Consider the following 12337-nt stretch of genomic DNA (forward strand, 5'->3'; position numbering starts at 1 on the left):
GTCTACCCCTCCCGGACGCGTTCTCTTGGCGCCGGTAGCTCAGCTGGATAGAGCACCAGACTACGAATCTGGGGGTCGGGGGTTCGAATCCTCCCCGGCGCGCCAATAAAATCAATCACTTAGCCAATATTTGGACTGCAGTGCTGTCCGGCAAGCGGGCGTATTCCCTTCGTTGCTCAATCCCCGGTCCTGAATTCACTCGGCGTCACCGCTCCGCACTCGGCGCCGCCGCCCTCCTGCAGTTCGTTGCGCAGGGTCGCCGTTTGACCTTTGGTCCACCATTCATACGGCCCGGCGACATAGCGAGCGCCGGAAGCGGCAATGACCGAGACGAAGATGCGAGGCTGGTCGTCGACCGGCAGAATGGCAATCTGGTTCGGTTCCGCATTGACATAGCGGACGGCGAAGGGGGCGTCGTCGCCGCAGCGATACCGCTGCACAACGACACCGGCGTCCTCGCCCAGCGGCAGATTGATCGAGAGCGAACCCACGTCATCGGCGAGGCCGACCGTCGGACATAGTCCGACGAGCAGCGGCAGGGCATGTCGGAGCATCAGAAATGCCTTTCGGATAGCGGCGAGTGAAACGTCTTTATGCGGCTGATCTTCGTCTCCATCGCTTCCGGCCGTAGCGCCCGGACTCCAGAGGAAATGACCTCCGGGAGGCAATATCGGGAGAAAACAGAAACCAGGATTCATAGACAAATTCAGGGTTACTTTATGAAAATTTGAATAACTGACCTATATTTACGGCTCTACCAAAATGTTAACTCACATTTTTCAATAGTTCCGAAATAAAACTGCCCGACAGGACGGGGCCGGTTGACAGCGTTGCATCGAACTTTATGCTCGGCAACGGGTAGGGCGGCTTCGTTTCGTCGATGGGCATGCTCCTTTCTCCATCATCGAAAGTCAACCGGGATCGGCCATGTATGTCGAATCGCCTACGACATTTGCGTGCGCACACGGCACCGGGCACAGGCACCGTCATTCCCATCGCCATGCCTGCGATTGCGCCGGACCGGCGGCACTCGCCATCGCCGAAAAGGTAGCGGCCGACCAGTCGCGCAGGTCCCTTCTCCTCGGAGCCGCGGCCGCGGCTGTCGCGCCGTTTCTCGGGAGGGGCGCAACGCCGGCTTTCGCCGCCGGGCCAAAGATGTCGGACCGGCCGCTGCTGCTGACCAACCTGCGCCTGTTCGACGGCCGCGATGCCACTCTCCGCGAAAACGTCTCGATTCTCGTCGAGGGGAATCGCATCTCCGGACTGCCGGGAGCGGAGGAGCGGATCGAGGGCGCCGAGGTCCTGGACTGCGGCGGCCGCCTCGCCATGCCCGGGCTGATCGACGCGCACTGGCACACCATGCTCTGCGCGATCACCGAACTCGCCGCGATGACTTCAGATGTCGGCTACATCTATCTGGTGGCCGCGCGCGAGGCCGAGCGCACCCTGCTGCGGGGATTCACCTCAGTCAGGGACGCGGGCGGCCCGTCGTTCGCCCTGAAACGCGCCATCGACGAGGGGATCGTGCACGGACCGCGAATATACCCCTCCGGCGCGATGATTTCGCAGACCTCCGGGCACGGCGACTTCCGCATGCGGCACGAGCTCCCCCGCAGCCCCGGCGATCTCAGCCACAGCGAACGCGCCGGCATGGCGGCGATCGCCGACGGCGCCGACGAGGTGCTTCGGCGTGTGCGCGAGCAGCTGATGCTCGGCGCCTCGCAGATAAAGCTGATGGCCGGGGGCGGAGTCAGCTCGGCTTACGATCCGCTCGACACGCTCCAATACACCGAGGAGGAGCTGCACGCGGGCGTCAGGGCGGCAGGCGACTGGAACACCTACGTGATGGTTCACGTCTACACGCCCCCGGGGATCAAGCGCGCCATTCGTGCCGGTGCCCGGTCCATCGAACATGGCCAGCTTGCCGACGAGGAGGCCGTCCGCATGATGGTCGACGCCGGAGTCTGGTGGAGCCTGCAGCCGTTCCTCGCCGACGTCGACGCCAACATCAAGTCCGGCCCGCACGCCAGGGCGAAGCAGCAAGAGGTCGCCAAGGGAACCGTACGCGCCTACGAGATGGCGCAGCACTTCGGCGTGAAGACCGCGTGGGGGACCGACATCCTGTTCAGCCCCGACAACCTGCCAAGCCAGGGCCGCCAGCTTGCGAAACTCACCCGGTTCTATGATCCGCTCGACCTGCTGGCCATTGCGACAGGGACGAACGGCGAACTGCTTCGGCTGTCAGGCCCACGCAATCCCTATGACGGGAAGCTCGGCGTGATCGAGCCCGGTGCATTTGCAGACGTCCTGGTTGCGGATGGTGATCCGACCGAGAACCTCGACTTTCTCTCCGACCCGGAGACCAACCTCCGGCTGATCATGAAGGACGGCAAGATCTACAAGGACACCCGCGCATGAACCGGCCCGGCATTGCGGCACCGGACTTCACGATGACGACCGGACGAACCCGGCGATGGCAACGGGCGCCACGAATATCGAAGCGGTACTGAACCTATAGGAGACAACGATACCTCGTTGGCTTTCCGCGCGCTAGCTGCCACCGCCTCCTCGAACCAGATGCCGGAACGTTCCACCATCTTCCCCTGCGAAACCAGCGCTCGAGTCAGACGCCATGTGTACATCCCTGATTTACAGTGACAAGAACGGGAACTTCTATTTCGGGCGAACGCTCGAACTGACCGTCGATCTTCCCTACCAGCTGGTGTTCGTTCCGAGAGGGCAAGCCTTCTCCTCCGAGGTGCCCGGGCACCCCGTACTCTCCTACCCGGCGAAAAATGCCTTTCTCGCCGTCGCAATGCCGGCGCGCATGCCGACCGCCGCCGCCCCCCTCGGGCTCGGCGACATGAAGGTCCTCGAAGGACTGAACACCGAGGGCCTGACCTTCAGCGTCCTGTCCTATCCCTCGGCCGGTGGAACCCAGAAACCGGTGGAAATGACGCACGCCGTGCTCGCTGCGTCGGATCTCGGCAGCTGGATACTGGCCAGTTTTGCCCGCGTCGGAGAAGTGAAGTCGGCGCTGGCTGACCAACCCGTGATGCTGGAGCCGCTGGCGGTCCTCGGCGGTGCCGAATCCCCGTTCCATTACATCGTCCACGATGCCGAAGGCGGCTCGATCGTCATTGAGTTCCATCGCGGTGAGATGACCGTCTATGACAATCCTGTCGGTGTCATGACGAACGGTCCGAGGTTCGACTGGCACCTCACCAACCTCGACAATTACACGCATCTGACGAATGTCGACCGGCCGGTGGCGACATTCGGTGCGTACAAGGCGGTGCAGCCGGATTCCGGCATCGCGACCGCGGCCCTGCCGGGTTCGAATACATCCGTGGGCAGGTTCGTGCGTGCGGCATACTACGCGCAATTCACGGAGAAGGCCGCGACGCCGGATCTCGCCGTGCTGACGCTTGCGCACATCATGAACAATTTCGACCGACCGCGCGGGGCGACGATCGACTATCCGGCAGCCGGCGCCGGGCATCTTGAAGTCGCCGGGCTCGAACCGGGCGGCGAAGCGGACTACGCGACGGAGTACACCGCGTGGACGAGCCTTTCCGATCTAACTGGGAAGAGCTTTTTTGTCCGCGACTATCGGAGCCTGAACTTCACGCGATTCGATCTCGCCAGTCTCGCGGGCACACTGGAGCCGAGGGTGGTTCCCCTCCAGAAGATCGCCGCTGCGAATCCGGTGGCGTCGGATCTGGGTGTGGCCGGCGGTCCGGCCTGAACCGTCCCAGCATTTTCAATCGAAGAAACGGGCCATGACGAAGACACACCATCGACACGACGACAACGACGACACGACCTACGGTGCCGGAGACCTTGCGCGAGCTCTTCCGAAGGTCAACTTTCCGGACGCCGAAAGGGATCCTCGACGCGTGTACGCGGCAATGCACGACGAGCTCATGCTCGACGGAAACGCGCGGCAGAATCTGGCGACGTTCTGCCAGACCTGGGAGGAACCGGAAGTCCATCGACTGATGGACGACTGCATTGACAAGAACATGGTCGACAAGGACGAGTATCCGCAGACGGCGGAGATCGAATCCCGCTGCGTGCACATGCTTGCCGATCTCTGGAACGCCCCCCATCCGCAGACGGCTCCAGGATGCTCGACCACCGGCTCCAGCGAGGCGGCAATGCTCGGCGGCCTGGCGATGAAACGCCGATGGGAGGCCAGGCGTCGCGCGCAGGGCAAGCCCACGGACAATCCAAACCTAGTAACGGGTCCGGTCCAGATCTGCTGGCACAAGTTCACACGCTACTGGGACATAGAACACCGCGAGATTCCGATGGACAGCGGCCGCTTCCTGATGTCCCCGGAGGAGGTGCTGAGCCGGTGCGACGAGAACACGATCGGAGTTGTGCCGACGCTGGGAGTGACCTTTACCGGCGAGTACGAGCCCGTAAAGGCGGTAAGCGACGCCCTGGATGACCTTCAGGCGAGAACCGGTCTTGACATTCCCATCCATGTCGACGGCGCGAGCGGTGGCTTCCTCGCTCCGTTTTGCGACCGCGATCTGGAATGGGACTTCCGCCTGCCTCGCGTACGCTCGATCAATGCGTCAGGGCACAAGTTCGGTCTCGCTCCGCTGGGAGTAGGATGGGTGCTGTGGCGCGAGGAGGCTGACCTCCCCGACGAGATGGTGTTCTGGGTGAACTACCTGGGCGGCAACATGCGCGACATAGCTCTTAACTTCTCGCGTCCCGGCGGCCAGGTCATCTGCCAGTATTACAACTTCCTGCGACTGGGGCGGGAGGGATACCGAAAGGTCCATGGTGCCTGCTATGGCAGCGCGGAGTATCTCGCCGAAGAGATCTCGAAGATGGGACCTTTCGAGATCTTGTTCGATGGCGCGCCCTCCCGGGGCATTCCGGCGGTCTGCTGGAGGCTCAAGGAGGCAACCGATCCCGGTTTCACGCTCTTCGATCTCGCCGACCGGTTGCGTGTCCGCGGATGGCAGGTTCCGGCCTATACTTTGCCCGCCAACTGCCAGGATCAGGCGGTTCAGCGCATCCTCGTGCGAAACGGTGTCAGCTATGATCTGTGCTCGATGCTGCTCGACCACATGAAGGCGGCCCTCACTTATTTCCAGACGCACCCGGTCCAGAACCCGCTAACCAAACATGAGGCTTCGGGCTTCCATCATTGACTGTCGACATGGGGAAAACCGCAGCGGCGGAGCCCGGCGGGCGTAGCCCGTCCGGCTCCGGCCGGTCTCGCGTCTCTCAGTCCGGGCCCTGGCCATTCGTGACGCTCCGTCGGTACCGTCACGACGGCCGGCTGCTGACCTGGCGTGCCCGCCAGCACAGGAAAGGGCTCCAACACGAAACGCGCGGCCTCGACCCGACGCAGGCGCCCTTCTGGCACACCGAGAGATACAACTGGCTGACCGGCGCGATATTCGCCGTCGGCGCGTTCCTGTTCATGACCGGCTGCGTGTTGACATTGATCAGCCAGGTCTGGGAAGCCCTGGACCCGACGACGATCAACTCCGTCTTTTTTCTCGGCTCGATCCCCTTCACCACCGCGGGCTATCTGCAGCTCTTCCAGGCCGCCAATGCCGGGCCATTCGCGCCCGCACGGCCGGCGAGCGCGATTTCGTCCGGCCGGATCGCATTGATCGGATGGCATCCGGAAAGTCCGGGATGGCTCAGCACCCTTGCCCAGTTCGTGGGAACCGTCGCGTTCAACCTCAACACGTTCGACGCAATCTACGACCCGTCCGGCTGGAGGGCCCAGGATCTTGTCATATGGATTCCCGGAATGATCGGCTCGCTGCTCTTTCTTATATCCGGCTATCTCGCCTACATCGAGGCAGGACACGCCTACTGGAGTTGGCGGCCGAAAGAACTCGCCTGGTGGATTGTCTTCGTAAATCTCGTGGGGTGTATCGCCTTCATGACGGCGGCCATACTGGCCTACGTTCCAGCTGGCACGGAGCCGGCCTGGGTTCCTGTCGTCGGCAATGTGCACCTGTGGTTCGGAGCGCTGTGCTTCTTTGTCGGCGCCATCCTGCTTATGCGCGAGAGCCGCGACTCGGCGCATCGCTGAGCGAATGGAGAGGAGTTGTACGCGTGTATCCTCTCCGTTCGCCGGCTGACACCGATCTCCCGGCCGATCGGACCAGACGTCCGAGGCGGTGGACGAGGGCGCTCGCAATGGCGTTGCTCGTCAATTGCTTCGGCGGATGCGCCCAGACGGCTGCTCCGGCCGTGCCGATGTTGGGGGCCTATTTTCCTTCCTGGCTGCTTTGTGCACTTGCCGGGGTGTTGACCGCGATCCTCGTGCGCATCGCGTTCGTGTGGATCAGGCTCGACGACGTACTTCCCGCACGGCTGCTCGTCTATCTGGCCGTGGCCACGGTGGCGGGTCTTCTCGTCTCCATGACGGTCTTCGGGCGGTGAGCCGATGAATGGTGATCGCATACACGCTTCTCGTGTCGGCGGCGTCATTGTTGCCACGGTCCTGGTGTTCGCGGCTGCGATGCTTGGCTGGAACCACCTGCGCACCGCGCGGCTCAACCCGCTGTCCCAGGAAGCCGTGCTGACCGCGGATGTTGTCCACATCGCTGCCACGGTCTCCGGACGGATCGTCGACATGGAGGTGACCGAGAACGCAGCGGTACGCAAGGGCGACGTCCTGTTCCGTATTGACCCTGTCCCTTATCAGCTCGCCGTGAATCAGGCCGCGGGGGATCTGGCAATCGCCCGGGCGGCTCTTTCCGACCGTCATCGGGAAATCGAAGCCGAGACCCGCAACGCAGAGATTGCCACGGCACAGGTGGAGCGGGCCGAAGAAAACCTCGCCTACGCGACGGAGACACTGAGCCGGCTCATGCCGCTTCGGCCCAAGGGCTACGTCAGCGCCCAGGAGGTCGATACCGCGGCAACGGCCCGGCGCGACGCGGAGATCAGTCTCCGCGAGGCGCAGCGACAGGCAGAGGCCGCGGCGGCCCTCATCGGCGATCCTGCCGGCGCGGAGGCGCTCGTGCAGGCCCGCGAAGCCGCTCTCTCGATCGCCGAGCACGAGCTGGACGAGACGGTGGTGCGCGCGCCGCACGACGGCCGCATCGTCGGCCTTGCGGTCGCGGCTGGCGAGTTCGTGCTGCCCGGCGAGGCTGTCTTCACCCTGATCGATACATCCACCTGGTATGCGAGCGCGAACTTCGTCGAGACGGAACTGGGCCGCGTCAAGGTCGGCAGTTGCGCCACCGTCCATGCCCTCGCCGACGGAAGCGTCGCCATACGCGGGCGCGTCGAGGGCGCGGGATGGGGCGTGACGTCGGAGCAGATGATCAATATTCCCAGCGGGCTGCCGCTGGTGCCACGTTCTCTCGACTGGGTCCGCGTCGCACAGCGCTTCCCGGTACGGATCCGGCTGCTTGATCCGCCACCGAGCCTGATGCGAATGGGCGCTTCGGCAACGGCGACGGTGCACGATGAAACCGATTGCTGAGGCGACCTGGCCGGCGATATTCGCCCGCGCGATCCGGGATCTGGGTCCGGCGCCGGGGCGATTTGGCATGGCCTGGCGCATCGCGCTCCTTTGCGCGCTGGTGACGGCCGCGGCGATGCTCTTCAAGATCCCCGAAGCTGCGATCAGCTGCTACCTCGTGATCTTTCTCATGCGGCCCGACGCCAGCGAAACAATCGGTCAGGCTGTCGGGCTGATCGGCCTGGCAAGCGTGATCGTCTTGGTGATGGCGCCCCTGATCACGGCCACGATGGACTCGGCATTTCTCCGACTCCTGGTGATGGCGACGGTGTCCTTCGTCATGCTTTATCTCAGCTCCGCCACCTCTCTCGGCGAAACGGGCGCGATCATCGGCCTCGTCGTCGCCTTCATCATGACGCTGTCCAGTGACGTTCCGGCTGGAATCGTCGCATCCCAAGGGCTGCTGTATGCGTGGCAGATGGCCGTCATGCCAATGTTGCTGATGATCGTGTTCTGCCTCGCGCTCGGCCGCAGCCCGCATGGGTTGGCTGCCGACAAGATTGCCGCCCGCCTGAACGCGGCAGCCGGTGCCCTGGAGGCCGAAGACACTGTTCAGGCACTGCACGAGTTGCTGGCCGAGGGCAACGACGACCTTGCCAAGAAGGTCCAGGTCGCGCGCCTGCTCCATCTCGCTCCGGCCCGCCGCACGAGATGGCTCGCAGGCGCAGTCGATACCAGCTACCGCTTGATGTTGGCCACCGCCGCCCTTCCGAACGATGCAGCCAGGGCGCGCGCACGTCTTTCGGCTGCCTGCCGGGCGGCAGCTGCGGCGGTGAGCGAGGATCGCCGACCGGTGGTTCCAGATTCCCCCGCAACAACCGGTTCGCCGGCAGAAGCCGTGGCTTGGGAAGCGCTGCGCGGTCTTGCCCAGTCCAATGGCGGCGCCGACCCGGCGCCGAAAAAATCACCGTTTCTGGCACCGGATGCCCTTACGAATCCGGATCATCAGCGCTACGCCCTGAAGACTACGGCCGCCGCGATGATCTGCTACCTGATCTACACGGGGATTGGCTGGGACGGGATCCACACCGCCATGATCACCTGCTACGTGGCGGCGCTCGGGACGACCGGCGAGACGGTTCACAAGCTGGCCCTGCGCATCGTCGGATGTCTGATCGGGGCGATTCTGGGGGTCGGCGCTATCGTATTTGTGATCCCCCAGCTCCAGTCGATCGGCGGCCTGATGGTGCTCGTGTTTGCGGGGATACTGGTTGCCGGCTGGGTGGCGGCCGGCAGCGAGCGCATCGCCTATGCCGGCGTACAGATCGGCCTTGCCTTTCTGCTGACCATATTGAACGGCTTCGGTCCGAGTACCGACATGAGCGCTGCAGGCGACCGCATCGCGGGCATCCTGCTGGGCAACGTGATCGTCTACCTGATTTTCACGGGCATCTGGCCGCGCAGCGCCATCGCTGCCGTGCGAGACCGGCTCGAAGTCGCGTTGAGAGCCCTCTCTCGCGCGGCCGCGTTCCCGAGTGCATCTCCAACCGGCCGCATCGACGACGTCGCGACGGCGACCGTGGCACTGGCGGGTGCACGCGAGGGCCTGTTTCTGTTGCCGTTCGAGCCTCGCCGCCAACAGCCAGGCAAGTCCGAGGTCCGGCGGATCGCAGCCCTGATCGAATCTGCAGCCGCCCTCGCGCCGGGTCTTGCCATAGGCGACACCGGGCAGCCGACGCTGTCGGAGCGGCTTTCCGGGATCGCGGCCGCTCTGGGGCAAAATGGGCTCCGGTCGGAAGATGCGCCGGGGGATGCGATTGCCCTGCGCCCGCTGGCCGGAAACGGCGGGCGGGCAAAGAGCCACGTTGCCAACTGAATGCGCCCGATACCTGAGCAACGTCGCATGAGGACGATCGGAGCCCCGCGGCTTTGCGCCTGCCTCGCGCTCGCGGTCGCGGTCGCGCTGGCGGGCTGCGCGGACAATGCGCTGAAGCTCGCACCACAGTCGCCGTCCAATCCGTGGGCACCTGCAGCGACCTCGGAATCGGCGTTGCTGCCGGCGAGGGCTCCGGACGCATCGCCCGGATCCGGCCAGGCCGATTTTTCCGTTCCGTCCAATCCGGCGGCGGCCCTGCTCGCGCCGCCGCCGCAGTTGGTGGAAGGCAGGACCTACGAGCTTCCTGCCCTTATCGACATCGCGGCGCGCAACAATCCGCAGACTCGCCTGGCCTGGGAGGAAGCCAGACAGGCGGCGCTTGCCGTCGGCATGACCGAAGCGACGTTTCTACCCACGATCACCGCGACCGTGATCGGCGGCGCCCAACAGGTCGAGACGCAACTGCCCGGCGGACCGGCGGGCAACGCCTCGTATACGTCGACAATTGACGGCGTGGTGCCGGCCCTGGTGTTGGAATGGCTGCTCTTCGACTTCGGCCAGAGGCGGGCCAACGTCGACGCCGCGCGCCACAATTCGTTTGCCGCAAACATCTCGTTCAACGGGATGCACCAGCAGGTCATCTACGACGTCGCCGTGGCCTACTACCGTTACGGTGCCACTCTGGAGCAGGAGCGGGCCGCGCGGCAGGCCCTCGCCAACAGCCAGTTGATCGAGGATGCCGCCGACAGCCGATACGGGCGCGGCATCGGGACCAGCGTCGAGGTCGCCCAGGCGCGCCAGCAGGTCGCCCAATCCAATCTGCGGGTTGTCGAGGCACAGGGCGCGCGGCGCGATGCCTATCAGACCCTGCTGGCCGCGATGGGCGTCTCGCCGATGACGAAGATCGGAATCGGCGACGTGGCCGCGCGAAAACTGCCGCGCTCCATCGGGGAGCCGACGGAACAGCTGATCATGTCGGCGCTAGCCCGGCGTCCCGACGTGCTGGCGGCCTATTCCCGCATGAAGGCGACGGAGGCCGGTATCCGTGCCGCGGAAGCGGAGTTCCGACCGAAAGTCTACCTGAGCGGCATCGCTGCAAGTGATCAGGTCGGTTTCGCGGTCAGCGGATTCCCGGGGGTCGGGCAGCAATCGACATCCGCTGGCGTTCTCGTCGGAGTGGCGCTTCCGATCTATTCCGGCGGATTGCAGAGGGCACAGGTCGAGCAGGCGAAGTCCCTGTCGCGGTCGGCCGAGGCGACCTTCACGCAGACCCAGGATGCCGCTGCGCGCGAGATCGTGATCGCGAGCGACACGTTGCGAACCGCTCTGGCGGCCTATGTGGCCGCGACCGAGCTGACGATTGCTGCGGAAGTGACCTATGACGCCGCCTTCCAGTCCTATCGATCCGGTGTCGGCACGATAACCGACGCGACGGCCGCCGATTCGGGATTGCTCGATGCCCGCCAGTCGTTGTCGGACGCCCATGCCGCCGCGCTCGTCGCTGCATCGACGCTCGCATTTGCGCTCGGCAATCTGACCTCGCAGGACGCTCCGAGCCGCACCTCCGGCCCCTGAGGCGCCTGCTCGGGCCGGTGACCTGGTCTCTTCAGGGCACGGCTGCCGGCAAGCCGAGCAGGTGGCCGGTAATGATGAAGTAGAGGATCAGCCCACTCAGATCGACGATCGTGGTGAGCGCCGGACCGGAGATCACGGCGGGATCCTGGCGAGCAGCCACCGCTGCAAGCGGCAGCACCGCCCCGAGAAGCGTCGCCGTGATCACCTGGACGGCGAGCGCAAGCGCGATGGCGAAGCCGATTTCGCCGATTGTCAGCCCCAGCGGAACGTCCGCCGAGTTCGAGATCAGATAGACCTTGAGGAAGGCGAAGACGAAGAGTGCCGCCGCCATCAGCAGTGATACGCGGGCTTCGCGCCAGAGCACCCGGGCTCCATCGCGAACCCCGACGTCGCCTATGGAAATCGCTCGGGTGACGAGGCTTGCCGACTGCGTCCCGACGTTGCCGCCCGTATCCGCCACCATCGGCATGTACAGAGCAAGGATGACGAGGGCGCTCAGCGCATCCTCATAGACGTGGACGACGTAACCGGATGCAAGGCCGGCAACGGCCAGACCGAGGATCCACGGCGCGCGGCGGAGAAAGTCGGTCCAGACGGTATAGTCGAGATAATCATCCCGCGCCTCGCCGAGGAGGCCCGCGAACTTGCCGGTGGATTCCTCCATTTCATGCAGCAGGAAGCGGCTGGCGACGTCCGTGGTGACGAATCCGGCCACGTGGCCGCCCGTATCGAGGACGGGAGCGCCGCCGTGCCCGGATTCGACAATACTCCTGGCCGCGACCCGTGCGTCGTCGGTGTCGCGCAACGTCAGCACCGGCTGAGTGACCACATCCGCGAGCGGCGTCGCAGCCGGCACGACTAGGCAGTCGCGCAGCGATACCAATCCGGCAAACCGGCCGTCCTCGGCAACGACACACGCATGGTAGAGGCCCCGGGCGGTGTCTTGCGCCGCCAGCCGGGCGATCGCCTCACCGCAACTCAGTCCGGCGGACAGGAGCACGACATCGGTCGCCATGAGATCCGTCACCGGCTCGCTCGACGGGCCGTCGGAACGCGTCGGACTATCAGGCATCACGATCCTTCCGAAGGGGCAAGATATTGTCCGGCTCCCCTACATGAAAAATTCTCGATATTCACGCCTGAATGCCAATTTATGTGCGCGTTCATGGGCAGGATCGCCCAATACCCAACAAGGCGCTCGCTCTACTTCAGGTTTGTCTCAACTGTCGAAGTCGAGCAGGCCACCCCATCGGGAGGGGTCGGCGTACTGGGCCGAGGCGCTGCCGCCGCAATCATTTCAAGCTTGAACCATCCCCAATATCGATTAACGTTCGTTTTTGCGCCGAGCGAGGGTCACTTCGTTGCGGACGCTAAAGGATAAGCGGCCGGGCACAGGCCCAGGCCGGATGACAGAGGGACAGGAGTTC

10 protein-coding genes and 1 tRNA gene are annotated in these 12337 nt (G+C 64.5%); 9 read left to right on the forward strand and 2 right to left on the reverse strand.

The window, feature by feature from the left end:
• Positions 1–28: 28 nt before the first annotated feature.
• A tRNA-Arg gene (locus tag V3328_RS05460) sits at positions 29–105 on the forward strand.
• Between the two features lie 71 nt (positions 106–176).
• Here the strand turns inward: V3328_RS05460 and V3328_RS05465 are convergent.
• Positions 177–554, reverse strand: coding sequence for an MliC family protein (locus tag V3328_RS05465; RefSeq protein ID WP_340328605.1), 378 nt, complete (start codon positions 552–554; stop codon positions 177–179).
• A 601-nt stretch (positions 555–1155) separates the two neighbouring features.
• Here V3328_RS05465 and V3328_RS05470 point away from each other — a divergent pair.
• The 8 genes from V3328_RS05470 (at position 1156) to V3328_RS05505 (ending at position 10910) form a co-directional block, all read left to right on the forward strand.
• A complete protein-coding gene (locus tag V3328_RS05470; RefSeq protein WP_340328606.1) occupies positions 1156–2418 on the forward strand; it encodes a metal-dependent hydrolase family protein in 1263 nt (420 codons plus the stop codon).
• Positions 2419–2632: 214 nt separating this feature from the next.
• On the forward strand, positions 2633–3748 hold the full coding sequence (locus V3328_RS05475; RefSeq protein WP_340328607.1) for a linear amide C-N hydrolase: 1116 nt from the start codon (positions 2633–2635) through the stop codon (positions 3746–3748).
• Positions 3749–3782: 34 nt separating this feature from the next.
• A complete protein-coding gene (gad, locus tag V3328_RS05480; RefSeq protein ID WP_340328608.1) occupies positions 3783–5174 on the forward strand; it encodes a glutamate decarboxylase in 1392 nt (463 codons plus the stop codon).
• A gap of 98 nt (positions 5175–5272) precedes the next feature.
• The gene (locus V3328_RS05485) at positions 5273–6076 is read left to right on the forward strand and encodes a hypothetical protein (RefSeq protein ID WP_340328609.1); all 804 of its coding nucleotides are present in this window, start codon (positions 5273–5275) and stop codon (positions 6074–6076) included.
• Positions 6077–6183: 107 nt separating this feature from the next.
• Complete coding sequence (locus V3328_RS05490; RefSeq protein ID WP_340328610.1) at positions 6184–6429, forward strand: YtcA family lipoprotein; 246 nt, start codon at positions 6184–6186, stop codon at positions 6427–6429.
• 79 nt (positions 6430–6508) lie between these two features.
• Positions 6509–7480 carry a multidrug transporter subunit MdtN gene (gene mdtN / locus V3328_RS05495; RefSeq protein ID WP_340328611.1) on the forward strand — a complete coding sequence of 324 codons (972 nt, stop codon included), beginning with the start codon at positions 6509–6511 and terminating at the stop codon, positions 7478–7480.
• Positions 7464–9335, forward strand: a complete 1872-nt coding sequence (locus V3328_RS05500; RefSeq protein WP_340328612.1) for an FUSC family protein — start codon at positions 7464–7466, stop codon at positions 9333–9335. Before mdtN ends, V3328_RS05500 begins: the two co-directional genes overlap by 17 nt.
• 27 nt (positions 9336–9362) lie before the next feature.
• Positions 9363–10910, forward strand: a complete 1548-nt coding sequence (locus tag V3328_RS05505) for a TolC family protein (RefSeq protein ID WP_340328613.1) — start codon at positions 9363–9365, stop codon at positions 10908–10910.
• A 31-nt stretch (positions 10911–10941) separates the two neighbouring features.
• On the opposite strand, the gene V3328_RS05510 is transcribed toward V3328_RS05505, so the two are convergent.
• Positions 10942–11982: a magnesium transporter gene (locus tag V3328_RS05510; protein ID WP_340328614.1), complete on the reverse strand. Its 1041-nt coding sequence runs from the start codon at positions 11980–11982 to the stop codon at positions 10942–10944.
• Positions 11983–12337 lie beyond the last annotated feature (355 nt).

Source organism: Microbaculum marinum (assembly GCF_037855135.1).
GTDB classification, from domain to species: Bacteria; Pseudomonadota; Alphaproteobacteria; order Rhizobiales; family Tepidamorphaceae; genus Microbaculum; species Microbaculum marinum.

Excerpts from the sequence above, each read along its gene's own strand:
- V3328_RS05465 (WP_340328605.1), bottom strand. The coding sequence starts at position 554 with ATGCTCCGACATGCCCTGCCGCTGCTCGTCGGACTATGTCCGACGGTC.
- V3328_RS05470 (WP_340328606.1), top strand. The coding sequence starts at position 1,156 with ATGTCGGACCGGCCGCTGCTGCTGACCAACCTGCGCCTGTTCGACGGC.
- V3328_RS05475 (WP_340328607.1), top strand. The coding sequence starts at position 2,633 with ATGTGTACATCCCTGATTTACAGTGACAAGAACGGGAACTTCTATTTC.
- gad (WP_340328608.1), top strand. The coding sequence starts at position 3,783 with ATGACGAAGACACACCATCGACACGACGACAACGACGACACGACCTAC.
- V3328_RS05490 (WP_340328610.1), top strand. The coding sequence starts at position 6,184 with ATGGCGTTGCTCGTCAATTGCTTCGGCGGATGCGCCCAGACGGCTGCT.
- mdtN (WP_340328611.1), top strand. The coding sequence starts at position 6,509 with ATGCTTGGCTGGAACCACCTGCGCACCGCGCGGCTCAACCCGCTGTCC.
- V3328_RS05500 (WP_340328612.1), top strand. The coding sequence starts at position 7,464 with ATGAAACCGATTGCTGAGGCGACCTGGCCGGCGATATTCGCCCGCGCG.
- V3328_RS05505 (WP_340328613.1), top strand. The coding sequence starts at position 9,363 with ATGAGGACGATCGGAGCCCCGCGGCTTTGCGCCTGCCTCGCGCTCGCG.
- V3328_RS05510 (WP_340328614.1), bottom strand. The coding sequence starts at position 11,982 with ATGCCTGATAGTCCGACGCGTTCCGACGGCCCGTCGAGCGAGCCGGTG.